The organism is Rhizobium mulingense, from assembly GCF_029194105.1.
GTDB lineage: Bacteria > Pseudomonadota > Alphaproteobacteria > Rhizobiales > Rhizobiaceae > Rhizobium > Rhizobium mulingense.
This window is the reverse complement of sequence record NZ_JARFVE010000004.1, coordinates 37,574-61,542: the sequence shown is the minus strand read 5'-3', so window position 1 is coordinate 61,542 and position 23,969 is coordinate 37,574. Positions and strand designations below refer to the sequence as shown.

Annotated in this window: 23 protein-coding genes and 2 pseudogenes; 12 read left to right on the top strand and 13 right to left on the bottom strand. The window is 61.8% G+C overall.

The annotated features are described in order from the left end of the window. Positions 1–12 precede the first annotated feature (12 nt). The 4 genes and pseudogenes from xdhA (at position 13) to xdhC (ending at position 5,504) form a co-directional block, all read left to right on the top strand. Entirely contained in the window at positions 13–1,479 is a 1,467-nt protein-coding gene (gene xdhA, locus PYR71_RS09210; RefSeq protein ID WP_275619117.1) for a xanthine dehydrogenase small subunit, read from the top strand. A gap of 214 nt (positions 1,480–1,693) precedes the next feature. Continuing rightward, positions 1,694–4,033, top strand: coding sequence for a xanthine dehydrogenase molybdopterin binding subunit (gene xdhB, locus PYR71_RS09205; RefSeq protein WP_275619116.1), 2,340 nt, complete (start codon positions 1,694–1,696; stop codon positions 4,031–4,033). Between the two features lie 24 nt (positions 4,034–4,057). Continuing rightward, positions 4,058–4,477 (top strand): annotated as a pseudogene (locus PYR71_RS09200) (endonuclease domain-containing protein); the annotation flags it as partial. A 214-nt stretch (positions 4,478–4,691) separates the two neighbouring features. Continuing rightward, positions 4,692–5,504 carry a xanthine dehydrogenase accessory protein XdhC gene (gene xdhC, locus PYR71_RS09195; RefSeq protein WP_275619115.1) on the top strand — a complete coding sequence of 271 codons (813 nt, stop codon included), beginning with the start codon at positions 4,692–4,694 and terminating at the stop codon, positions 5,502–5,504. On the opposite strand, the gene PYR71_RS09190 is transcribed toward xdhC, so the two are convergent. Next, the gene (locus tag PYR71_RS09190) at positions 5,480–5,674 is read right to left on the bottom strand and encodes a hypothetical protein (RefSeq protein ID WP_239791560.1); all 195 of its coding nucleotides are present in this window, start codon (positions 5,672–5,674) and stop codon (positions 5,480–5,482) included. The genes xdhC and PYR71_RS09190 overlap by 25 nt on opposite strands. Before the next feature lie 101 nt (positions 5,675–5,775). On the opposite strand from PYR71_RS09190, the gene PYR71_RS09185 reads away from it, so the two are divergent. Beyond that, on the top strand, positions 5,776–6,672 hold the full coding sequence (locus PYR71_RS09185) for a LysR substrate-binding domain-containing protein (protein WP_275619114.1): 897 nt from the start codon (positions 5,776–5,778) through the stop codon (positions 6,670–6,672). Between the two features lie 20 nt (positions 6,673–6,692). Here PYR71_RS09185 and PYR71_RS09180 read toward each other — a convergent pair whose 3' ends face one another. Both PYR71_RS09180 and PYR71_RS30975 read right to left on the bottom strand, forming a co-directional pair. Further along, positions 6,693–7,025, bottom strand: a complete 333-nt coding sequence (locus PYR71_RS09180) for a hypothetical protein (RefSeq protein WP_183912274.1) — start codon at positions 7,023–7,025, stop codon at positions 6,693–6,695. Between the two features lie 160 nt (positions 7,026–7,185). Next, positions 7,186–7,514 (bottom strand): annotated as a pseudogene (locus PYR71_RS30975) (Type 1 glutamine amidotransferase-like domain-containing protein); the annotation flags it as partial. A gap of 188 nt (positions 7,515–7,702) precedes the next feature. Here PYR71_RS30975 and PYR71_RS09170 point away from each other — a divergent pair. The 3 genes from PYR71_RS09170 to PYR71_RS09160 all read left to right on the top strand — a co-directional run bounded on the left by PYR71_RS09170 (position 7,703) and on the right by PYR71_RS09160 (position 11,593). Next, positions 7,703–8,941: a urate hydroxylase PuuD gene (locus PYR71_RS09170; RefSeq protein WP_275619112.1), complete on the top strand. Its 1,239-nt coding sequence runs from the start codon at positions 7,703–7,705 to the stop codon at positions 8,939–8,941. Beyond that, positions 8,938–10,248 (top strand): guanine deaminase, encoded by a 1,311-nt coding sequence (guaD, locus tag PYR71_RS09165; protein WP_275619111.1) that lies wholly within the window; start codon positions 8,938–8,940, stop codon positions 10,246–10,248. Before PYR71_RS09170 ends, guaD begins: the two co-directional genes overlap by 4 nt. 178 nt (positions 10,249–10,426) lie before the next feature. Next, positions 10,427–11,593, top strand: coding sequence for an alpha-hydroxy acid oxidase (locus PYR71_RS09160; protein ID WP_275619110.1), 1,167 nt, complete (start codon positions 10,427–10,429; stop codon positions 11,591–11,593). Positions 11,594–11,642: 49 nt separating this feature from the next. Here PYR71_RS09160 and PYR71_RS09155 read toward each other — a convergent pair whose 3' ends face one another. Genes PYR71_RS09155 through PYR71_RS09145 form a run of 3 tightly spaced genes read right to left on the bottom strand, consistent with a single transcriptional unit; the run spans position 11,643 to position 15,203 of the window. After that, complete coding sequence (locus PYR71_RS09155; protein ID WP_275619109.1) at positions 11,643–12,083, bottom strand: hypothetical protein; 441 nt, start codon at positions 12,081–12,083, stop codon at positions 11,643–11,645. Then, on the bottom strand, positions 12,080–13,408 hold the full coding sequence (locus tag PYR71_RS09150; protein ID WP_275619108.1) for a phosphatase PAP2/dual specificity phosphatase family protein: 1,329 nt from the start codon (positions 13,406–13,408) through the stop codon (positions 12,080–12,082). The genes PYR71_RS09155 and PYR71_RS09150 overlap by 4 nt, the downstream gene beginning before the upstream one ends. A 10-nt stretch (positions 13,409–13,418) precedes the next feature. Beyond that, positions 13,419–15,203 (bottom strand): bifunctional alpha/beta hydrolase/class I SAM-dependent methyltransferase, encoded by a 1,785-nt coding sequence (locus PYR71_RS09145; RefSeq protein WP_275619107.1) that lies wholly within the window; start codon positions 15,201–15,203, stop codon positions 13,419–13,421. A 199-nt stretch (positions 15,204–15,402) separates the two neighbouring features. Here PYR71_RS09145 and PYR71_RS09140 point away from each other — a divergent pair, with 199 nt between their 5' ends. The 4 genes from PYR71_RS09140 (at position 15,403) to PYR71_RS09125 (ending at position 19,672) form a co-directional block, all read left to right on the top strand. After that, positions 15,403–16,014, top strand: coding sequence for a CDP-alcohol phosphatidyltransferase family protein (locus PYR71_RS09140; RefSeq protein ID WP_183912263.1), 612 nt, complete (start codon positions 15,403–15,405; stop codon positions 16,012–16,014). Between the two features lie 147 nt (positions 16,015–16,161). Further along, positions 16,162–17,301 (top strand): PspA/IM30 family protein, encoded by a 1,140-nt coding sequence (locus PYR71_RS09135; protein WP_275619106.1) that lies wholly within the window; start codon positions 16,162–16,164, stop codon positions 17,299–17,301. 5 nt (positions 17,302–17,306) lie between these two features. Next, positions 17,307–17,954, top strand: coding sequence for an OB-fold-containig protein (locus tag PYR71_RS09130; RefSeq protein ID WP_275619105.1), 648 nt, complete (start codon positions 17,307–17,309; stop codon positions 17,952–17,954). Continuing rightward, on the top strand, positions 17,951–19,672 hold the full coding sequence (locus tag PYR71_RS09125; RefSeq protein WP_275619104.1) for a flotillin family protein: 1,722 nt from the start codon (positions 17,951–17,953) through the stop codon (positions 19,670–19,672). The genes PYR71_RS09130 and PYR71_RS09125 overlap by 4 nt, the downstream gene beginning before the upstream one ends. Positions 19,673–19,700: 28 nt before the next feature. On the opposite strand, the gene PYR71_RS09120 is transcribed toward PYR71_RS09125, so the two are convergent. The 7 genes from PYR71_RS09120 to PYR71_RS09090 form a co-directional block, all read right to left on the bottom strand. Beyond that, positions 19,701–20,441, bottom strand: coding sequence for a metallophosphoesterase family protein (locus tag PYR71_RS09120; RefSeq protein ID WP_096762288.1), 741 nt, complete (start codon positions 20,439–20,441; stop codon positions 19,701–19,703). A 2-nt stretch (positions 20,442–20,443) separates the two neighbouring features. After that, complete coding sequence (gene uraH / locus PYR71_RS09115; RefSeq protein ID WP_275619103.1) at positions 20,444–20,800, bottom strand: hydroxyisourate hydrolase; 357 nt, start codon at positions 20,798–20,800, stop codon at positions 20,444–20,446. After that, positions 20,797–21,297: an ureidoglycolate lyase gene (locus PYR71_RS09110; RefSeq protein WP_275619591.1), complete on the bottom strand. Its 501-nt coding sequence runs from the start codon at positions 21,295–21,297 to the stop codon at positions 20,797–20,799. Before PYR71_RS09110 ends, uraH begins: the two co-directional genes overlap by 4 nt. Before the next feature lie 5 nt (positions 21,298–21,302). After that, complete coding sequence (locus PYR71_RS09105) at positions 21,303–21,665, bottom strand: HepT-like ribonuclease domain-containing protein (RefSeq protein WP_275619102.1); 363 nt, start codon at positions 21,663–21,665, stop codon at positions 21,303–21,305. Beyond that, complete coding sequence (uraD, locus tag PYR71_RS09100) at positions 21,662–22,162, bottom strand: 2-oxo-4-hydroxy-4-carboxy-5-ureidoimidazoline decarboxylase (RefSeq protein ID WP_275619101.1); 501 nt, start codon at positions 22,160–22,162, stop codon at positions 21,662–21,664. The genes PYR71_RS09105 and uraD overlap by 4 nt, the downstream gene beginning before the upstream one ends. Further along, positions 22,162–23,085, bottom strand: coding sequence for an allantoinase PuuE (gene puuE, locus PYR71_RS09095; protein ID WP_096762285.1), 924 nt, complete (start codon positions 23,083–23,085; stop codon positions 22,162–22,164). Before puuE ends, uraD begins: the two co-directional genes overlap by 1 nt. A 112-nt stretch (positions 23,086–23,197) precedes the next feature. Then, positions 23,198–23,905 carry a DUF1045 domain-containing protein gene (locus PYR71_RS09090; RefSeq protein WP_275619100.1) on the bottom strand — a complete coding sequence of 236 codons (708 nt, stop codon included), beginning with the start codon at positions 23,903–23,905 and terminating at the stop codon, positions 23,198–23,200. Between the last annotated feature and the right edge of the window lie 64 nt (positions 23,906–23,969).

Sequence of the window (23,969 nt, the reverse complement as noted above, 5' to 3'; positions counted from 1 at the left end):
ACCGGGAATATCATGAACGAGAGCATCCGCTTCATCCTGAACGGCGAGGATATCGCGCTCGCCAATCTTGGGCCGACCGAGACACTTCTCGATTTTCTCAGGATGAAGCGACGGCTGACGGGCACCAAGGAAGGATGCGCGGAAGGTGACTGCGGCGCCTGCACCGTGCTTGTCGGGCGGCTGGCCGACGGCAAGCTCGCTTACGAATCGGTCAATGCCTGCATCCGTTTCATGGGCTCACTGCATGCCACGCACGTGGTGACGGTCGAGCATCTGGCCGGCCGGGACGGCGCGCTGCATCCGGTGCAGCAGGCGCTGGTCGACTGTCATGGATCGCAATGCGGCTTCTGCACCCCGGGCTTCGTCATGTCGCTCTATGGCCTGTGGCTGACGAAGGAAAAACCCGGCCGCCGCGAAATTGAAAAGGCGCTGCAGGGCAATCTCTGTCGCTGCACCGGCTACGAGCCGATCGTCAAGGCCGCCGAGCAAGTCAGCCTGCAGCGGCCGAGCGCGCTCTTCGACCCGCTGCAGCGGACGCGCTCAGAAATCGTCGCGCGGCTCTGGGCAATGCAGGCGAGCGGCACCATCCGGATTGCCAGCGGCGAAGACCGGCTGATCGTTCCGGGGTCTGTTCAGGCTCTGGCGGAAGTCCTCTCGCAGGAACCCGAGGCGACTATCGTTGCCGGCGCGACCGATGTCGGCCTCTGGGTGACGAAGCAGATGCGCCGGCTGAGCCCGGTCGTTTTCATCAACCATCTGAGCGAGTTGCAGTTGGTGACGGAAAGTGATGATGGCGTCACCATCGGCGCCGGCGTCAGCTACAGCAGGGCCTTCGAGGCGATTTCCGGCAAGATCCCAGCGCTCGGGCGGCTGATAGACCGGATCGGCGGCGAGCAGGTGCGCAACATGGGCACGATCGGCGGCAATATCGCCAACGGTTCGCCGATCGGCGACAGCCCCCCGCCGCTGATCGCCCTCGGCGCGACGCTGACCCTGCGTTCCCTGGAACGGCAGCGCCGAATGCCGCTCGAAGATTTCTTCATCGCCTATGGCAAACAGGATCGCAGACCCGGCGAATTCGTCGAAAGCGTCTTCGTGCCCTATCCCAAGGTCGCCAGCCGCTTTGCCGCCTACAAGATCACCAAGCGCCGTGACGAGGACATCACCGCCGTGCTTGGCGCCTTTTTGCTGATGCTCGACGAGGCCGAGACCATCACCGACATCCGCATCGCCTTCGGTGGCATGGCGGCGACGCCGAAGCGCGCGCCGACAGTCGAGGCCGCGCTGATCGGCAAACCATGGACGGAAGCGACGATCGAGGCGGCCCGCCCCGCCTTCGACACCGACTTCCAGCCGCTGACCGACTGGCGCGCCACGGCGGAGTATCGCCAGCTGACGGCGAAGAACCTGCTGACACGGTTCTATCTTGAGACCGTCGGCGCACCGGCGGAACTGAAGCGGTTCGAGGAGGTGGCGTGATGGTTTGTTCCGCTAGCCGGCCCGCGGCAGTCACCACTTTGCCCCTCACCCTAACCCTCTCCCAGCCTGCAGGCAGAGGGGACGTGCCCTGCGAGAGGTGGCGAGGAACGGAGACGGCGCGGCATGTCCCGTCTCCCCGCAAGCGGGGAGAAGATGGCGACAGCCGGATGAGGGGCCACCGTCAAAACGGTGCCGGCCATAGAGGACACGGCTAATGGACAAGTCCACCTTCGAAAATCCCAAAGTCGTCATCTCCGGTCCCATGCACGGCTCCCTGCGCCATGACTCAGCGCACAAGCATGTCACCGGAACCGCCGATTATATCGATGACATTCCCGAACCCGCCGGCCTGCTGCACGGCGCGCTCGGTCTCTCCGACCGGGCACATGCCGAGATCCTCAGCATCGACCTTTCCCAGGTCGCCGCCTATCCGGGCGTGGTCTGGGTTTTCACCGGCAAGGACGTGCCCGGCGTCAACGACACCAGCTCCAATGGCAGCCATGACGAGCCGCTGCTTGCTGAAACTCTAGTTCAATTTCACGGCCAGCCGATCTTTGCCGTCATCGCCGAAACACGCGACGCGGCCCGCCGCGCCGCGCGGCTAGCGAAGATCGACTATCGCGACCTCACGCACTGGCACGATATCGATGGCGCGCTCGCCAATGGCGGCCCATTGGTCATCACCCCGATGACGCTCCAGCGCGGTGAGCCGGAAACGGAAATGCCGAATGCGGCCGTGCGGCTGAAGGGGCAGATGCGCATCGGCGGACAGGAGCATTTCTATCTCGAAGGCCATATCGCCGTGGCCATTCCCGGCGAGGACGACGAGGTCACCGTCTGGTCCTCGACGCAGCATCCGAGCGAGATCCAGCATATTGTCGGCCACGTGCTCGATATCCCATCGAACGCGGTCACCGTCAACGTGCGTCGCATGGGCGGCGGCTTCGGCGGCAAGGAGACGCAGGGCAGTCAGTTCGCGGCCCTTGCAGCGATCGCCGCCAAGAAGCTCGGCCGCGCGATCAAATTCCGCCCGGATCGCGACGAGGATATGAGCGCCACCGGCAAGCGCCATGATTTCCTGGTCGATTACGAAGTGGGCTTCAATGCCGAAGGCCGCATCCACGCGGTCGACGCCACTTACGCGGCGCGCTGCGGCTTCTCTTCCGACCTCTCCGGACCGGTAACCGACCGCGCGCTGTTCCATGCCGATTCCAGCTATTTCTATCCGCATGTGCATCTGACCTCGAAACCGCTCAAAACACACACTGTCTCCAACACCGCCTTCCGCGGCTTTGGCGGGCCGCAGGGCATGCTCGGCGCCGAGCGCATCATCGAGGAGATCGCCTATGCCCTCGGCAAGGATCCTCTCGATATTCGCAAGCTGAATTTCTACGGCCAGCCGGGCTCCGGGCGCACGCTGACGCCTTACCATCAGGAGGTTGAGGACAATATCATCGCCCGCGTCGTCGACGAGTTGGAGGATACGTCAGACTACCGGGCGCGGCGCAACGCCATCATCGGCTTCAATCGCGACAGCCGCTATATCAAGAAGGGCATTGCCCTGACGCCGGTCAAATTCGGCATCTCCTTCACCATGACCGCCTTCAACCAGGCCGGCGCCCTCGTTCACATCTATCAGGATGGCTCGATCCATCTGAACCATGGCGGCACCGAAATGGGCCAGGGTCTCTATACCAAGGTGGCGCAGGTGTTGGCCGACAGCTTCCAGGTCGATATCGACCGGGTGAAGATCACCGCGACGACGACCGCCAAGGTGCCGAACACCTCGGCGACCGCCGCCTCCTCCGGCTCGGACCTCAACGGCATGGCAGCGCACGACGCCGCCCGCCAGATCAAGGAACGGCTGGTGGCCTTTGCCGCTGAGAAATGGGAAGTGGCGCCGTCCGACATCGTCTTCCTGCCGAACCGCGTGCGGGTCGGCGAGAGCGAGATCCCCTTCCCCGATTTCATCAAACAAGCCTATTTCGCCCGTGTCCAGCTGTCCGCCGCCGGCTTCTACAAGACGCCGAGGATTCACTGGGACCGCAAGGCCGGCCGCGGCACGCCCTTCTATTATTTCGCCTATGGCGCCGCCTGCACCGAGGTCTCGATCGATACGCTGACCGGCGAATATCTGATCGACCGCACCGACATCCTCCACGATGTCGGCCGCTCGCTGAACCCGGCGATCGACCTCGGCCAGGTCGAGGGCGCCTTCGTCCAGGGTCTGGGCTGGTTGACGACGGAAGAACTCTGGTGGGACGACAAGGGACGGCTGCGCACCCATGCGCCATCCACCTACAAGATCCCGCTCGCCTCCGACCGGCCGAAGATCTTCAATGTGCGTCTCGCCGAATGGTCGGAGAACGCCGAAGCCACTATCGGCCGCTCCAAGGCCGTCGGCGAACCGCCCTTCATGCTGGCGATTTCGGTGCTGGAGGCACTGTCGATGGCGGTGGCCAGTGTCGCGGATTACAAGGTCTGCCCCAGGCTCGACGCGCCGGCGACGCCGGAACGGGTGCTGATGGCCGTGGAGCGGATGAAGCGGGTGTAGAAGATCGTTCGCATGTCTGATCTCGAAGACATTAGGAAGAGGCGCCCAGGCAAAACTCTCCAAGCACGCAAGTTGCGCCGAACCGAAACCGAGGAAGAATTCGGCTCTGGGGTGACCTGCGAAATCGGCAGTTGAATGGATATAAGTTTGCGCGGCAGGTTCCGCTCGGCGTCTATATCGTCGAATTTTCTATTCCGGGAAGAACAGTTGGTTGTTGAGATCGACGGATTTCATCACGCCGACAATATGTCTGACGAAGCACGGACCCAATGGTTGAATGGCGCTGGGTACTCTGTCTTGCGTTTCTCGAATCGTGAAATAACCAAGGAACGAAGAGCGGTTCTTGAAATGATCCTTGCCGCACTTGAAAAGCGGCTATTCCAGCGGGATGATATCCTTCGCTTCTATCCTGCGATCGTTCATACGGAGAACTTGAGAAAGTAATGCGCTTGAACCAAGCCCCCTCATCCGACCCTTCGGGCCACCTTCTCCCCGCTGGGGAGAAGAGGGGAGCAAGCCTATTATGCCGCCTTCCCGTTACAGATGTTGAGGAGTGGAACGTTGCCACATACCTCTTCTCCCCAGCGGGGAGAAGGTGCCGGCAGGCGGATGAGGGGGTCTTCGCGGCATACACCAAAGGTCACGAGCGCCTCTTCTCATGACCGACCTCCCCACTTTCCTCGCCGCCTACCCCGATAGCATCCTCGTCGACATCACCGGCACCCAGGGCTCCACCCCGCGTGAAACCGGCACCTTCATGCTCGTCTCTCAAACCGCTTTATGGGGCACGATTGGCGGCGGCCAGTTCGAATTCATGGCAATCGCGAATGCCCGGGAGATGCTGGCGGGAACCGGCGGAGCAGCGACCATGGATATTCCGCTCGGCCCTGAGATCGGTCAGTGCTGCGGTGGGCGTACACAATTGCGGTTCCGCCAACTGACGCCGACGTTGAAAGACGAGCTCGAAGCGAGACTTGCCGGCGAAATCGAGCGCCTGCCCGAGGTGCTTCTCTTCGGCGCCGGTCACGTCGGTCGCGCGCTGGCAGCTGCTCTTGCGCCGCTGCCGCTGTCGGTCACGGTGGTCGAAACCCGTCAGGAAGAACTCACCAATCTACCGGCGGCCACGAAAACCCGCCTCGTTCCGATTCCGGAAGCGCTGGTGAAGGATATTGCCGCCGGCGGCGCGGTCGTCATCCTGACGCACGACCATGCGCTGGACTTTCTCATCGCCCGTGAAGCGCTGGCAAGGGAGGATCTCGCCTATACCGGCATGATCGGTTCCGCAACCAAACGCGCAACCTTGGCAAGCTGGCTTTCCCGCGAAGGCGGCGAACGCGCCTGGATGGAGCGATTGACGCTGCCGATCGGCGGCACGGCGGTCAGGGACAAACGCCCCGAAGTGATCGCCGCAATGACCGCCGCCGAAATCCTGACGGCGCTGGCGGCCTATCGTTTGCAGGCGTCCTCGTAAAACGGATCGCGTCCATCCAGGAAACCAAGATCGCGCTTGACGCGGTCAGGCGCAGCATCGAGATCGAGGCGGGGCAGCCGGCAGAAACGGCCGACCAGCCGTCCGGCGAGACGCTTGAACACACCCACGCTCGGCTGCGAGCGCTTCTCTTCGATAGCAAAGCAATCCATGACATCACCTCGTCAGTTTGATGGTATGGGTTGCAGTTTGCCGCCAAAAATGCTGCAATTCCAATCGAAGGACCGTCTGCCTGCATCAAGAGAACTTATCCATGAAACTTTCGAAACAGTTTCCGCTGAATGCGTTGCGCGTCTTTGAGGCCGCTGCCCGGCTCGGTAATTTCACCAAGGCCGGCGACGAGCTCGGCATGACGCAGACGGCCGTCAGCTACCAGATCAAGCTCTTGGAGGAGAATGTCGGCGAGCAGCTCTTCCTGCGCCGCCCCCGCCAGATCGCACTGACGGAGACCGGCGAGCGGCTGGCGCCGAAGGTGACGGAAGCCTTTGCCATGCTGCACGACGCGATGGCGACGGCGCGCGACAGCGTCGAAGGCACGCTCGCCATCAGCTCGACCCACACCTTCGCCTCGAAATGGCTGGCGCCGCGCCTCGGCTCCTTCCATTTGAAGCATCCGGCGATCGCTGTGCGCTTTCAGGCGACCTCCGATATCATCGACTTTTCCCGCGAGCAGATCGATGTCGGCATCCGCTGGGGCGACGGCAACTGGCCGGGGCTGGCGCTGCACCGGCTGATGGGGCTTGAGTTCACCCCGATGCTGAGCCCGAAGCTGGCGGAATCGGCCGGCGGCATCAAGGAGCCGCGTGATCTCCTGAAGTTCGATCTCTTCGACGCCGGCGACATCTGGTGGAAACAATGGTTCGAGGCAGCCGGCGTCACCGACACGGATCTCGATCGCCGCCCGCGCAACCAGCTCGGCTCCCAGGCGGTGGAAGCCGATGCGGCGATGTCAGGCCATGGCGTCGCCATCCTCAACCCGGCCTTCTATGCGGCCGAGATCGCGCTCGGCCGGCTCTATCAGCCCTTCGAGCTGACCCGCAGCGACGGCAAGGCCTACTGGCTCGCCTATCCCGAAAACCGCCGCAACGTGCCGAAGATCAAAGCCTTCCGCAACTGGATCCTCGAAGAGATTAAGGCGGCCGGGGATTAGAAGCAGGCATCGCAATAGCCTCAGAATCCCATCTCCGGCGCATAGAAGCAGCGCGGCGTATCCTCATTCGGAAAAAGACAGAGATGGTAGTCCTCGTCGCCGGATTGCATCGCTTTGGTCATCGGCAGCAGGAAGACATGCGCATGCGTGACCAGCCGGTGGTCGCCCGGCAGCAACGTTACACGATATCCGCCCGGCGTCACCGCCACGCTTTTCGAAGGGATCATCTGGCAGTCGCCATTATGACTGTCGCCGTTGCAACAATAGGGGTCATAACTCCACCCCGAGGGTGCGTCATGAGCCGTCGCCAGCGACGCATATGCAATCATCACACACGTCAAAATGCTGCGCATGGCATCTTCTCCGTCGATGAATGCGCCGCCGCTGATCACTGTTCTTATTTCATTCCGGCGGCCTTAAACATAACTGTAACCGGATCGTCATGGTTTCAAGACCCGCTGTATTAGCGGAGCGAGTATAAGCTAGAGATAATACACGCCTTCTCGGCAGCTTTTAGGCACGGGACAGCAGTTCGATGATGTGGCCGCGATCGGCAGTTTCGACCACACCGTCGGAAATCATCAGCGGAGCGCCAAAGACCTCGACGAGCCCGTTGCCGAGGATCAGACCTTCACCGTCCCTGCATGCGAGAATGTAATTTGCAGTCGCCTCGCTGTAGCGCAACAGCGAAGGGAGGTAGCCGGGATCGTCGTTCACATGCGGAAAGAACTCGAAAGGAACCAGATCGAGAGCCGCGCCATCCCGCCGGCATCCAGCGAACCGCCGGAAAACAGCGCGTCGGCGGCGATCGTCGGCGTCATCAAAATCGCCCCGGCGCTGCGGCAAGCCGCCGGTCCATCGGCGCGTTTTCGGCGATGAACTGATCGCTGTAAAGCGCGGTGATCATGCCATTCCCCCCGGGTTCACCACCGTTGCCAAAATCGGCGTCCTGTGCGGTTCTTCAATCTCCTCTTCCCTCCCCGCCAAAATTTCCGCAATGTCACGAGTCGGAGGAAGTTAGGGGAATTCGATGTATGAATATGCCATAGCATGGGAATGGCTCGCCTTTGCGGCGCGCTGGTTCCATGTCGTCACCGCGATCGCCTGGATCGGATCGTCCTTCTATTTCATCGCGCTCGATCTCGGACTGGTGAAACGCCCGCATCTGCCGCCCGGCGCCTATGGCGAGGAATGGCAGGTCCATGGCGGCGGTTTCTATCATATCCAGAAATATCTGGTGGCGCCCGCGCAAATGCCGGAGCACCTGACCTGGTTCAAATATGAGAGCTATTTCACCTGGATATCCGGCTTCCTGATGCTCTGCATCGTCTATTACGGCGGCGCCGACCTCTTTCTCATCGATCGCAATGTGCTCGATATCAGCCCGCCGGTGGCGATCCTGATCTCGCTTGCGTCGCTCGCCTTCGGCTGGATCGTCTACGACCTGCTCTGCAAGTCGCCGCTTGGGCGCAACACCTGGGGACTGATGGCGGTGCTCTATGTCCTGCTCGTCTTCATGGCCTGGGGGTATACGCAGCTTTTCACCGGCCGCGCCGCCTTCCTGCATCTCGGCGCCTTCACCGCAACGATCATGTCGGCCAACGTCTTCATGATCATCATCCCCAACCAGAAGATCGTCGTTGCCGATCTTATCGCCGGCCGCACGCCCGATCCGAAATACGGCCAGGTCGCCAAGCAGCGTTCGCTGCACAACAACTACCTGACGCTCCCCGTCATCTTCTTCATGCTGTCGAACCACTATCCGCTGGCCTTCGGCACGGCATTCAACTGGGTGATCGCGGCCCTGGTCTTCCTGATGGGCGTCACCATCCGCCACTGGTTCAACACCACGCACGCCAGGAAAGGCCGGCCGACCTGGACCTGGATCGTCACCGTCATCCTCTTCATCCTGATCATGTGGCTTTCGACGGTGCCGAAGCTGCTGACCGGCGAAAAGGATACGGCGGCGGTGGTGCCCGCCTTCCAGCAATTCGCCGGCGATCCGCATTTACCCGCCGTCAAACAACTGGTCGCGACGCGCTGTTCCATGTGCCACGCCGCCGAGCCCGTCTATGAGGGCATCGTGCGACCGCCGAAGGAGGTGATGCTCGAAAACGACGCGGAAATTGCCGCCCATGCTCGGGAAATCTATATACAGGCGGGGCGCAGCCATGCCATGCCGCCCGGCAACGTGACCGATATGACGCCCGACGAACGCAAGCTGCTCGTCGCCTGGTTCGAAAGCGCAGTCGAAGGCAAGAAACAATGACGACGACACTCCTGCGCGGCCGCCTGCTGTCCTTTCATCGGGCGCCGCTGAGCCTGGCCGATAGCCAGAGTTATCTCTACGAGGAGGATGGCGGTCTGCTGATCGAAGATGGGCTGATCGCCGCAGTCGGCCCCTATGCCGACATCAAGGCAAAGGCAGCCGCGGATCTGGCCGAGATCGATCACCGCCCGCATCTGATCCTGCCCGGCTTTATCGACATGCACCTCCATTTTCCGCAGATGCAGGTGATTGCCTCCTATGCCGCCAACCTGCTCGAATGGCTGAACACCTATACCTTTCCCGAGGAGTGCCGTTTTGTCGAAAGCGCGCATGCGCAAAGGATCGCCACGCATTTCTACGACGAGCTGATCCGCCACGGCACGACGACGGCGGTCGCCTATTGCTCAGTGCACAAGGCCTCGGCCGACGCCTTCTTCGCCGAGGCGATGAAACGCAACATGCGCATGGTCGGCGGCAAGGTGATGATGGACCGCAACGCGCCGCAGGGCCTGCTCGACACGCCCGAGATGGGCTATGACGAGACCCGCCAGGTGATCACGGAATGGCATGGCAAGGGCCGCAACCACGTCGCCATCACTCCGCGCTTCGCCATCACCTCGACGCCGGCGCAGATGGAGGCGACAGCAGCCCTTGCCCGCGAATTTCCCGATTTGCACATCCAGACGCATCTGTCGGAAAATCACGACGAAATCAAATTCACCTGCGAGCTCTATCCCGAAGCGATCGACTACACCGACATCTACGCCCGTTATGGCCTGCTCGGGCCGAAAAGCCTCTTCGGCCATGCCATCCACCTCTCGGAGCGCGAAGCAGATGTCATGAGCGAGACGGGTTCGGTCGCCGTCCACTGCCCGACTTCGAACCTCTTCCTCGGCTCCGGCCTGTTCCCGCTGAAGGCGCTGGCGCGGCGCGAAAAGCCGGTGCGCATCGGTGTGGCGACCGATATCGGCGGCGGCTCCAGCTATTCGATGCTGAAAACCATGGACGAAGCCTACAAGATCCAGCAGCTGCTGGGAGAACGGCTGAACCCGCTGGAAAGCTATTACCTGATGACACGCGGCAATGCCGAGGCGCTGTCGCTGGCCGACCGGATCGGCACGCTGGACCCCGGCACCGAAGCCGATCTCATCGTCCTCGATGCGGCCGCGACCCCGGCCATGGCGCTGAAGCTGGAAGCGGTGAAGACCTTGCCCGAGGAACTCTTCCTCTTGCAGACGATGGGCGACGACCGGGCCGTCGCCGAAACCTATGTGGCGGGCGTCGCTTCGAAAGCGGGGCTTCGATGACACCGCCTGCCCCCAATAAAAGCCTTCCGAGGACTGTACGAACATCTTTCATTCCGTTGAATATTCTCTTTCCACCGATCCGCGGCGGAAAGCAGCCTGACGCGCCCGATTTCCCGTAACGCTCCTTGAAATTTCGTGTTAGGCCGGCTGATCGCATTCAGATGTGAAGGTTCAATTCATGGCCACTCCGCTCACGATCGCCGATCTGAAGCAGCTCGCACAACGCCGCGTGCCGAAAATGTTTTTCGACTATGCGGATTCAGGCGCCTGGACCGAATCCACATATCAGGCGAACGAGAGCGATTTCAGCCGGATCAAGCTGCGCCAGCGGGTGCTGGTCGACATGACCGACCGAACGCTGGAAACGACGATGATCGGTCAGAAGGTGTCGATGCCGGTGGCCTTGGCGCCGACCGGCCTGACCGGCATGCAGCATGCCGATGGCGAGATGCTGGCGGCGCGCGCCGCCGAGGAGTTCGGCGTTCCCTTCACGCTGTCAACGATGAGCATCTGCTCGATCGAGGACGTCGCATCGGTAACGACGCGCCCCTTCTGGTTCCAACTCTACGTCATGCGGGACAAGGATTTCGTCCTCGGCCTGATCAACCGCGCCAAGGCCGCCAAATGCTCGGCGCTGGTGCTGACGGCCGATCTGCAGATCCTTGGCCAGCGTCACAAGGACCTACGCAACGGCCTGTCGGCGCCGCCGAGATTCACGCCGAAACATGTCTGGCAGATGGCGACCCGGCCCTTCTGGTGCCTGGATATGCTGAAGACCAAGCGCCGCACCTTCGGCAATATCATCGGCCATGCCAAGAACGTTTCAAATATCACCTCGCTCGCCGCATGGACGCACGAGCAGTTCGATCCGCGGCTCTCCTGGGCCGACGTCGCCTGGATCAAGGAGCAATGGGGCGGCCCGCTGATCATCAAGGGCATCCTTGATCCGGAGGATGCGAAGGCCGCCGCCGATACCGGCGCCGATGCGATCGTCGTCTCCAATCACGGCGGTCGGCAGCTTGACGGCGCTCCCTCGTCGATCAGCATGCTGCCTTCGATCGTCGATGCCGTCGGCGGCCGCATCGAAATCCATCTCGACGGCGGCATCCGCTCCGGTCAGGACGTGCTGAAGACGATAGCACTCGGCGCGAAGGGCACCTATATCGGCCGCCCCTTCCTCTACGGCCTCGGCGCCATGGGCAAGGAAGGCGTCACGCTGGCGCTCGGCATCCTCCGCAAGGAGATGGACATCACCATGGCGCTTTGCGGCAAACGCGACATCAACGACGTGAACGCGTCGATCATATCGCGGCAAGGCTCAAACAGAGAAATCGGCACCGGCTGAACGCCCGATGGCGCGGGCAAGACCTGCCAGATAAACAACGGCAGGCTAATCAGCATGGCGGCTGGCCGCCGCTCGCATTGAGCTGAAGAACCGCGAAAATCACGAGATAGAGGACGAGCGCAAACCGCTGCTGCCAGATGATGCGGCGGGATCCGGCGATCCGCCTCTCGAGGCCACGCGGCGTCCTGTCGGGCTTTCGAAGCTGCATCCGGGACAGCAGGTCGTCGACGGCGGCAAGACCGGCGGCCTCTGTCTCATGGCTCGACGCGAGGCGAAACAACAGCGCATCGAAGAGGAGATGGATCGCCAGCGCAAGGACAATCCCGCATAAGACAAACATCAGCAGCCAGCCGAGCATTGGAGCAAAACCCCGATATCCCGCGGTGACGGGGCCGGCAATCAGTGGCAACAGTGTTATCAGCCCGCAGAAGATTGAATTGCGGCCGAGATTTCGCGCCGTCGCGGAGGCCACGGTTTTCCACTGCGTCATTGCACGCCTTCCTTCGCAGCATGGACACTTTCCACAGGCAGATAAACACGCCGCCCCGCGCGTTCGATCAGCTGCAAGGCTTCGGCCGGAGTTTCGCAACGTCGGCTGCTGACCAGCCAACGCACGATGACGCAGGCGCTACGCTGGAAACCGAGCGCACAGCAGACGAGGACTGGTCCCTGGTGACGCGCAGCCTCGATGGCATCAGCCGCGGCTCGCGCCTGGATCTTGTCGAGACCTGTAAGATCGAGGGCGGGAAAACTGCACCAGCGCGCAAGCGTCCCGCTCGGGCGCTGAAGTTCGCCGGTGATGTCGATCACCGTGGCAAAACGGTTGGCCTCGTGGCGACGCGGAAAACGACCGAGATGAACGCCATCAGCGATCACCACCGATGCCGGCATTTTGCGTGTCCAGAGCCAAACATTAATGGTCGCGCCGAGCCGGTAGGGTGCCAGCAGCCAGCGGCTGGCAAGCGCGGCCCGGCCATCGGCACGTTTCAGGAATATCTGCGGGCCGGCGCCGAAATATCCGATTGCGATGATCGCCAGCGTAACGGCGGGCCAGAGCAACAGAAGTGCCGCGGCCGTCAGAGGCGTACAGAGCACTGCAAGCGCAAGAAATGCGGCGGCACCACACAGATAGCAGATGCCAAGACGGCGCGACTTTGGATCGCGGCTCAAAGTGAAATTCGCAAGAGGGGAACCAGCATCGCGCGGAAAAAGCCAGGCGGCGAACAGACCGAGGAGCATGCCGGTCGGTATATCCATGACGTGATGCTGCCAGGTCGTCAGCACGGAGACGCCGATCAGGAAGCACCAGACGTGCCAGAGAAGCCGCGCCCGGCGCGGCAACCGGCCGCGCAGATGGTCCCAAATCACCACCAGCAGCGCGACATGCAGCGACGGCGCCTGGTTGAATGGCTTATCGAAGCCACCGAGGACGGCGAACATGAAACCGGGCAGACCGCTCGTGGCCGGTCGTACAAAGATTGCTTCGAGCGGAAAGGCGATAAAGCAGACAATCGCTATCATCTGGATCGTCAGATAGCGCCTTGCGAGCCTATCCACATCGCGCGGCGTCGTGTTGATGAACAGGCAGAGTGCGTAGAACAAGTTGATTGACCAGTATGGAATGATTGTCCATGCCAGGAACGGAATGGCGCTTTCCCATGCGAAGGCGATGTTCGGCACATGAGCGCGTTGCGATGCCAGCCAGTTGGCGCCGCCATAGGTCAGATAGAAGAACGGCGCCAGGACGGCGAGCCAGAGCGCCGCCCGCTTCGCGACCGGCGCCGTCTGGAAAAGAGTGGAACCTGCCTGCCCCAACGGCTTGCCCTCAAATTCTTTCCGCCAGCGAGACGGTGAAAATGCCCCACTGGTCGATGCGCTGTTCGATCTTGCGGAAACCGGCTGCGGCGACCAGTTGGTCCATTTCTTCTTGCGTCCGCCGCCGCATCACCCACGCTTGGCCGCCGCGGTGGGAGGTCAGGGCGCGGGCGATCATCTCCAGTTGCGGATGCCATGGCTGGTTGGTGTAGACGAGCAGACCACCGGGCCGCATCGCGCGGGCGATCCCGTTGAGCGAGGTAGAAATCATCCCGTTGTCGGAGAAAAGCTCGTAAAGGCCGGAGATGATTGCGAGATCCGGAGCCGGCGTGATTGCAGCCAGCCCCTCGCCGTTAAAGGCATCCTGCTGGTGAAAGCTCACGCAATCACTGAGGCCGCGCGTGGCAATGCTGTTGCGGCCGGCGTCGACGTTGATGGGGGAATAATCCTGCAGTCGCGCACTATCGGGACGCACGGCAGCCGCCTCGATCGCATCGAGGACATACCGGCCGTGCCCAGCCGCTATGTCGAGCATATGAGTGCTGCGGCCGGCTGCTTTCAGGCGCTGCAGCCCGTCCTCGATCAGCTCCTGCAAATGCAGCTTGCGCTGCCTGATGCCGCGCCAGCCGATCGCCTCGAGGAACACCTTGTCGATCAATCGCCCGCCGGCACCGAGCCCCCGCGGCTTGTTCTCATAGACGTAATCGAGCGTCGAACCAGAATCGAAACCGGTCTTGACCCCGATCTTTATGCCGTCCGACACGAGCGCGCCGAGCCTGATGTTCAGACGGCTGAGCGCCCAGTAGATGCCGCGTGGGGACGTGGCGTCGAGAGGGCTCGCGAGCCGGTCGGCCTCATCCTTGGTATAGCCCTGGACATGGGCAGTGCGAAGATCAGCAGGCGCCCGGGACTCGGCGAACCGCGCATCGATGAAACGGCGGACCTCGGCGAGCGCAATCGCGCGATCCCTCTCGCCCAGCGTGTCATGATAGAAGCCGGCAAGCACATGCCGCTCCTTGAGGCGGCTGCCGAGGTTTTCGTAGAACCGATGCTGCGGCGCGTGTCGCACCACCCAGTCACTGCCGGAGATCAGCAGCTGGGTCGGAACCGTGATGGCACGGGCGTCATCGACGACACGGGCCGCGGCTTCGTAAAGCTGCAACAGAATGTTGGAGGCGATCGGCCGGGTGATCAGTGGGTCGGCTTCAAAGGAAGCGATGCGCTCCGGATCGTGCGTCAGAAACCTCGCCTTGACGTAGGAATTGACGAAGAATGTCCCCTTGAGCTTCTCCCAGAGCGCAATGCCTTCTCTCGCAAAGGGCACGTAGAGCTTGACGCTGAAGGCGGGTGAGGCCAGCACGAGCGCACGGATCTGTGGCGCATAGTCGTGCACCCAGGTGGTGGCGAGGACCGCGCCGACGCTCTGCGCAATAACAGCGATGTTTTCAACAGCAGTACCGCTTATCTCGCTGACATGGCGGACGAAGCAATCGAGATCACGCACCGAGGCAGCGAAGGATGGCGAATAGCCGCGCTCTCCCGGTGAACGTCCGTGACCGCGTGCGTCCCAGGCGTACAAGGCAAAATTATCGAGACCGAGCTCGGTGGCAAGATGCGCGACCCGGCCGCTATGCTCGTGGCCGCGATGGAGAAGAATGATTGCGCCCTTTGGTTCAGCGCCGGTCGCGGGCCAGACCCGATAAAAAAGACGAGTACCGTCATACGACACAAATTCGGATTCACGCACTGGTCTGGCCGTCGAGGACGGTTGCACGCTGTCGGCAGTTTGCAGCACGGTCTTCTCCAATTCTGCTTGGTGGATGGGTTGCAACCACTGGCGCAACAGTGATTTGAATTCATTGCAGAAGTCTAGTCGCAAATGTAAGTCTTATGCGAGAACCAGTGTGAAGTATGGGCTTGCCACAACGACGACGAACTGCACCGCCGGAGCCCGGATTGATTTTTCCGATACCACGAAAGTTCACTGAGGTAGCATGTCTATTTATCAATTGAAGTCCGGATTTCAGAATATTCTTCGCCCACTCGTGCGCTCCCTCGCGGCGCGAGGTATAACCGCCAATCAAGTGACGTCTATTGCCGCCGCCGTCTCGGTTGCACTTGGCCTGTTTCTGAGCGTCGCGCCGCTTCCGCATTGGTTCCTGCTGGTGCCTGTATGGTTCCTGCTGCGCATGGGCCTGAATGCCATAGACGGCATGCTCGCCCGCGAACATGGGCAGAAGAGTATTTTAGGCGCTTATCTGAACGAGATTGGTGATGTCGTGTCGGATGTCGCCTTGTATTTGCCCTTTGCGCTGATCGATCCGAACGGCTTGATGCCGGCATTATCGGTCATATTTCTCTCGGCGCTTACGGAATTTGCCGGCATCCTGGGCCAATCGGTCGGAGCAAGCCGGCGTTACGACGGACCGCTGGGTAAGAGCGACCGTGCGGTGCTTTTCGGCGCCCTCGGCATCTATGTCGGAGTTGGTGGCGGGTTTGCGGGATGGACCTCGTGGCTTTGGGCAGTGGTGGCTCTATTTCTCATCTGGACCATCATCAACCGTATCAGCGCCGGCATTCGCGAGGCGCAAGCGGCCGCTCGATAAACGCGGAGCTGATCCGTTCTCCACTTGTGACGTGACCGGGAAGCTGCGCCGAACTCTGCTCCCTCTTTTCAACTATACGTTAAGTAAGGCTGTATTTTTTCGCGCACCCTCCTTGAAAGCACAAAAGCGGTGCTTTATGTTTCCGTCATGGCAATCACGAGCAAGACACCGCACCCATCGCTCCTGCGCTACATGCTGGCTCCTGACGAGCAGGCCCGGCAAGCACTCGACGACACCATTGCCGCGTATCGCAGGATGATCGGGATCCTGACCGAACTCGTCGACGACAGGGCCGGCGCCAATCTCGTCGTCCTGCATGAGCTTGCCTATGAAACCGTTCGCGAGCAAACGGGTCTGCCGGCAAGACTGGTGACACTCGGCCTTCGCGATTTCGCAACCAATCGCGGCACCATCGCCGACCCGCCGCAACTGCCACTCGACGACAAGCTCTTTGCCATCAAGGGGCCCGCCGACCTGACCATCGCCACGGTGCACGGACGCGTTGCCGTGCCCTTCGATGTCGCCGGATATTCCCGCGGATGGGAGAGCATTTTTCCGGCCTACCTCGTTGCAGGACCGGATCATTACGAAATTCATATCGGCGTCACGCCGAATTCCGCTCGAATGGAGGAAAACATGACGAATGAAGGCATTCTTTCACGCATGGGCCGCCTGATCGCGGGTATCGCGAATGCGGCGATCGACAAGGCGGAAGGTGTCAACAAGATCGCCGTGATCGAACAGGCGATCCGCGAGATCGATGCGGCGGCGGACGAGGCCCGCAGCGACCTCGGCAAGGCGCGCGCCGAGGAATACCGCATCCAGAGCCGCAAGGATGAAATCGCCGAAGACATGAATGCGCTCGATGGGAAGATCCGCTTGGCGGTCTCCTCCGGGCGCGACGATCTCGCAAAGGCCGGCGTCGCCCGTCAGATCGATCTCGAATCCCAGATCGCAGCACTCGACAAGGCGCTGGCCGATGCCAGGGAGCAGGTGGATGAGGGCCAGAAAGCCCTGCAGGCCGTGCTCGCCACGCGCCGCGAGGCCGACGCCCGTCTTGCCGATTTCAAGCGCAGCATCGCCAGGCATCCCGAAGAGGCTCTCGCGGGCCACGACAGACCGACGCCGGGCGCGGACGCCGCCCGCGCCGCCGCGGCGGTCTCACGGCTGACCGGCGTTCCATCAGGCGAACATGCCCATAGTTCCGAACTGGACGAACTCGACCGATTGCACCGCGAGCAGGCGATAGAAGCCCGCCTTGCGCGCTTCAAAGCGGATAACCGGTAACGCCGATGGGACTTTTTCTCGCTCCTGAATGCCTTCCCTTTGCGATCGCCGCCGCCGTGCTTGCCGGTCTGACCGTGATCGAGATGCTCGCGACCGTCATGGGCTTTTCGATCACGGAGCTTCTCGGAAAACCGGATCTCCACGGCCATGACGGCATTGCGGGCTACCTGTCGTGGCTCAATGTCGGCGGCGTTCCCCTGCTCATTCTCCTGATGATGGCGCTCGGCTTCTTCGCCATTGCTGGCTTTGCCGTACAGGCGGTCGCCGGCGCTTTCTGGGCTCCGCTGCCCGCCGCTATAGCCGTCGTTCCCGCCTTGACGGTCACCTTCCCCATGGTGAGGGCATCGAGCCGGACGGTGGCGCGGATCGTCCCGCACGACGAGACCTATGCCGTCGATCTGGATACCCTTATCGGCCGGACAGGAGACGTGTCGCTCGGCCCGCTCGATCAGGGACTGCCCGGTCGCGTCCGGGTCAAGGACCAGCACGGGAACTGGCATGTTCTGAGAGCCAAGGCTGCCAAGGGCCAGGACCCGCTGAAGATCGGCACGCAGGTTCTCCTCGTCGATCGCAGGGCAGATGTGTTTATCGCCATTCCCGCACTGGTGGACCCCATCGGTGCAAGCAATCAATCTTTCAGGGAGCAGCCATGATGTACGACATTCTTCTACCGGCCGGCATTACCATCGTCCTGATCTTTGGTATCGGTTTTGTCCTCGCCTCTCTCTACACGCGCTCCAGCCGTGACGAGGCCTATGTCCGCACCGGTCTCGGCGGTCAGAAAGTCGTGCTCGACGGCGGCTCCGTCGTCCTGCCGATCTTCCATTCGATCGCCAGGGTGAACCTGAAGACGCTGCGCCTTGAAGTCCGCCGCGGCGAAGGCGATGCCCTGATCACCAAGGACCGCATGCGAGTCGATATCGGCGCCGAATTCTATGTGCGCGTGAAACCCGACGCCTCCTCGATCGCGCTTGCCGCCCAGACACTCGGCAGCCGCACCAACGATGCCGAAGCGTTGCGCATCCTGATCGAAGCGAAATTCGTCGACGGCCTTCGCTCGGTGGCGGCCACCATGAATCTCGACGCGCTCCAGGAACAGCGCATGGACTTCGTCAAGGCCGTGCAGGAAGCCGTCGGCGCCGATCTCCAGTCGAACGGTCTCGAGCTCGAATCCGTATCCCTGACGCGCCTCGACCAGACCGATATCAAGCATTTCAACGCCAACAACTTCTTCGATGCACAGGGTCTGGCCGCGCTGACGCGCATCACCGAGGGCCGCAAGAAGGAGCGCAACGAGATCGTCCGCGACACCGAAGTCGCCATTGCGCAGAAGGATCTGGAGGCCCGCCAGCAGTCGCTCGCCATCGAGCGGACGAAGCGCGAAGCTGAGCTCAGCCAGGAACGCGACATCGCCAATAAATCCGCCGCGACGCGCGCCGAAACCGCCCAGCAGGAGCAGGCGGCAAAACGTGCCGAAGAAGAAGCCCGCATCGCCTCCGAGCAGGCGATCGCCGAACGCGAGGCGGCCGCCAAGCAGGCCCGCGAAAGCGCAAACATCGATGCTGCCCGCGCCGTCCAGCAGCGCGACACCGAGGCGAAACGTGACCTTCAGATCGTGGCCCAGGAAAGCGCCATCGCCGTCGCCAACAAGAGCCGCGAAGAATCCGAGGCAAAGGCGACTGCCGAAATGGCCCGCGCCCGGGCGATCGCGGCAGAGGAAAAGGTCGGCACCGCCAAGGCGATCGAGATTGCCGAGCGCGAAAAGCAGATCGCCGTGATCGACGCGCGCAAGAAAGCCGAAACCGAAGCGACTGCCGTGACCGTCGGCGCGGAGGCCGAAAAGCAGGCCGCGATCGATCAGGCGGAAGCCATCAAGACGCTCGCGACCGCCGAAGCCGACGCGGCCATCATCAAGGCCAAGGGCGTTCTCGAAACCGGCAAGGCCGCCGCGGAAAGCGAGGCCTTGCTCAATGAAGCACGCAACAAGCTCAGCCAGACCATCATCGAGTTCGAGATCACCCGCGAGCGCATCCGCATCATTCCCGAAGCACTCGCCGAGGCGGTCAAGCCGATCGAGAAGATCTCCGACATCAGGATTTTCGACACCGGCGGCATGCTCGGCCGCGGTGGCGCGAACGGCGACAATGGCATCGGCATGGGCGACGGGCTGGCCGGCCAGCTGCTCGCCTACCAGGCCAATAAACCGATCCTCGACAAGCTGTTGAAGGAAGCCGGCTTCGACGGCGACAATGCGATCTCATCCCTGCTTGGAAGTCTCGACAGCGCCAAGCCCGCGGCCCTACCAGTCGCACCGGCCGCGCCCGCCGCACCTGGGCAGGCGGTTATCGCCGCTGCACCTCCGAAGGAGTAATCTCCTGTTCGCGCGCGAAGGCGGCTGGCTACCGCAGCCAGCCGGTCGCCAGCGCACTCGCCCAGTCTGGCCGGCGGTTTTCCGCCGCCAGTCTCGACATCGCAAGATTGTCATAGGCGACATTGCGGAACTGCCACGTCCATCCCGCAAGCGTCTTTTCCAGAATGGCATAGCCGGCCAGCGGGTGGCCCGCTTCGACCTTGTGGTAGCAGGGCAGATCGTCGTCATAGGCAGGGCAGCCGACGCTGCCGGGGTTGACGATCAGACGGCCGTCGGAGAGACGGACGGCGCGAGGAATGTGCGTGTGCCCGCAAAGGATCAGCGGCAGGTCTATGCCCTCAGCCAACGCCTCGATCGCTTCGATCGGCTTCGGGAAAACGATGCCCTCCGGCGAGACGGACTCCAGCCAGTAGAGATTGTCGTCTTTCGGCGTTGCATGGCAGAGATAGGCCTCGCCGCGATAGACGACATCGAATGGCAGGCCGCGCAGCCAGTCGAGCTGGGATGGCGACAATTGCCGATAGGCGGCGGCATCCGAGGCATGCATGGAAGCCGGATCCTGCTCAGTGAGATAGCGGTCGTGATTGCCGCGCACCGACGTCAGGCCGAGCGGTTTCAGCAGATCCGCCGTCCGGCCGGCCTCCAGCGGCCCGCTGAAGAAATCGCCGAGATTGACAATCTCCTCGATGCCTTCGGCACGAATATCGGCCAGCACCGCCTCGAGCGCCAAGTGGTTGCCGTGGATATCGGCGATGGCGGCAAAGCGCATCTCTAACTGCCTCGATACGTGGAATAACCATAAGGCGAGATCAGCAGCGGCACATGGTAATGGGCCGTGACGTCGGCAATGCCGAAACGGATCGGCACGAGATCGAGGAAGGCCGGATGCGGCAGCGGGGTGCCGCAGGCCCTGAGATACTCGCCGGCGTGGAAGATCAGCTCGTAGGTGCCAACGTGAAAATTTTCACCAGCGAGGATCGGGCCACCGTCAACTCTGCCGTCCGCATTGGTCTGAACCGTTTTCAGATGTCTGCGAATCTCGCCGTCGAGTTGGAAAAGATCGATTTTGAGGCCCCTGGCCGGCTTGCCGAGGGCGGTGTCGAGAACATGTGTCGTCAGTCCGGTCATGGCGCTGGCTCTTTGATGACATAGGGGGTTTCGAAGAAGAATTCCTCCAGATTATTCCCAGGGCCGTCGCGGTCGATGACCAGGAAATCGGAGGTCTGGCCGAGCGCCATCAGCGGATGATGCCAGATATTCCGGCGGTAGTTCACGCCCTGGTCCCCCCGCGCGAAGAACACCTGCGGCTTGCCCGGACGTCCGCCCTCGTCCTCGGAGACGACGACGAGGAAGGGCCGGCCGGAAATCGGCGAGAAACTCTGACTACCGAAGGGATGGCGCTCCATCATGTCGACATCATAGGGAAAGCGGCGCGGTTGACCGCGAAAGAGATTGATGATGACGCGCGCGCCCTCACCCGCCGCCTCGGCTGCCGCGAGCGCGTGAAAACGTTCGGTCGTGCCGCCATTGATCAGCCGCATCGAGGCCGGGTCGGCTTCGATCACCTCGCCGAAAGGGGCGAAAGCCGATCTGGTGAGTGGGCGGATGTCGAGAAATTCGGGCAACGGCTTCACTCACCTTCCGCATGCCAGTGACGAATGGCGTCGATCTCGACAAGAAGTTCCGGCAGGGTGCGATAGGTTGCATGCCAGATGTCGGAAGGATCAAGGGCGAAGACGTCTTCGAGGATCCGGTTGCCGGTGCCGCAGATTTTCGTCCATGGCAGGGTCGGATGCTCGGTCGCGAATTCCGGATGAGCTACGAGCAGTCGGGATGCCGCCGCGCCGATGGTAAAATGACAAAAGGCAACGGCCTTGAAGGTGAGATTGTCCTCGGCGAAGGCCGCCTCATCCATTCCGCCGACAAAATACAATGCCTCGGCGGCCGCCTTCTGCATTTCATTGAGATAGTCGATAGCACGCGGCTCGCTCATTCACCCTCCGGCAACATCGATGTCAGGCGCAGCAGTGCGATCCGTTCAACCTGCGCCGCTGCGGTCGCGAATTCTTCATCCCGGCCATTACGGATCCTCCTCTCGAAAGCCGAAAGGATGTCGTCTTTGCCGAGTCCTTTGACGGCGATGATGAAAGGAAAGCCGAATTTTTCGACATAGGCCGAATTGAGTTCATTGAAGCGGGCATGCTCGGCCGGGCTCAGCCGGTCGAGACCGGCTCCCGACTGCTCCTTGCGGCTGTCTTCTGTGAGTTCTCCTGCGATCGCCAGGCGCCCGGCGAGATCCGGATGGGCTCTGAGCACGCCAAGACGCTCTTCCCTGCTTGCCGCCCGAAAGACGGCGGCAAGCGCCGCATGCACGCCTGATGCTGTCAACGGCTCCCTCACACTGCCTTTGTCATAGGCACGCTCAGCGATGAAAGGCGAATGTTCGAAGACGCCGCCGAAGCGAGAGACGAAATCCTCGCGCGACAGCATCAGAGCGCGTCCGGTTGGTGGTGCTGATGCCAATGCTCGGCAATCTCGATGCGGCGCGGAATCCAGACCTTATCGTGCTTCAGCACATATTCGATGAAGCGCTTCAGCGCCGCCGCCCGGCCGGGCCGTCCGACGAGGCGGCAATGCAGGCCGACCGACATCATCTTCGGGCTGCCCGCCTTGCCTTCTTCGTAAAGCGTGTCGAAGGCATCCTTCAGATAGGTGAAGAACTGATCGCCGGCGTTGAAACCCTGCGGCGTGGCAAAACGCATGTCGTTCGTTTCGAGCGTATAGGGAATGATCAGGAAGGGTTTCCCGTCGACGCCCTTCACCCAGTAAGGCAGGTCGTCGGCATAGGAATCGCTGGAATAGAGGAAACCGCCCTCCTCCTGCACCAGCCGCAGCGTATTGTCGGAAGGCTTACCCTGATACATGCCGTAAGGCCGCTCGCCGGTCAGTTCGGTGTGCAGGCGCACGGCTTCGAGAATATGCTTGCGCTCAAGATCCTCAGGGAAATCCTTATATTCCAGCCAGCGGTAGCCATGGCTGGCGATCTCCCAGCCCGCCTCCTTCATGGCGGCAACGGCCTCGGGGTTTCGCGCCATCGCCAAGGTCACGCCGTAGACGGTCGCCTGCACCTTGAGATCGGTGAACATCCGCCAGAGCCGCCAGAAGCCGGCGCGCGAACCATATTCGTAGATCGATTCCATATTGAGATTGCGCTGCCCCGGCCAGGCGGCTGCGCCGACGATCTCCGACAGCAGGTTTTCGGACGCCGGATCGCCGTCGAGGATCGAGCTTTCGCCACCCTCCTCGTAATTGATGACGAACTGCACGGCAACGCGTGCCTCGCCCGGCCATTTCGGATCGGGCGTCTGACGCCCATAACCGACGAGATTGCGCGGATAAGTCTCGGATACCATCAAATCACCTTCTGAAAAGACGGGGAACGGTATCATCCGCAGCCGGAATGTCGAGACGGAAACTGCGCGGCAGAATTTATCCTTTCAGGACAGTCACTTAGCTTAACGCCACTCAGGCGATCCTGCGCGCGCTGACCTTGCCCATAGGGTGCAGCGAGTGGACGCGGAAGGGACCGCCGGTACCCTCTTCGATCATCAATGCCACGTTCGAAACCATCACCGGCTCCTTCAGGACGGGTTCAAAGATCGTTCGCAGCGCCGGTTCGATGCGGGGCATGTCGATCGCATTGATGGAGCCTGTCACCGGCATATGAAAGCGGAACTCGTCCATAACATAAGGATTGCCCCAACGATGTAGATTGGCGAACTGCGCCGCCGACAATCCATCCGGATCGCTGCGCTCGATGTCGGCCTCGCTCAGCGGCGCGCGGTAGCGATCGAACTCCTGGACGATCGCCGAAGCCAGATACTGGATCTGCTCACAAGGAGCGCTCGGCATCAGGCTGTAGAAACTGCCGAGCCGGGCAATTTCGAGACGTGAAATCTGGAAGGGAGCGAATGTCCCGGTAAAACGCATGAGATCGCGCAGGAGTTGCGGTTCGGACATATCGCCGGACAGATGGAACGGCGCCTTCAGAACGCCGTGGAAACCATAGCGCCGCGGCACGGCGGTATGGAAGGCGATCTCGTGAATGCCGAGGCCGCGGACAGCCGGAGGCTCCAGCATATCGCCGGAAAATACGTTTCGACCGAGCCAATTGGCGGCCACGAGCGACAGCGGGTCGCTCGCCGGAGGCGTGAAGCAAATGGCATAGCGCATGCAATTTCCTCCATCAAGGAAGTGAGCGCCGCTGAAATTGGGCGCTGCCGATGCGCAAGCAGAT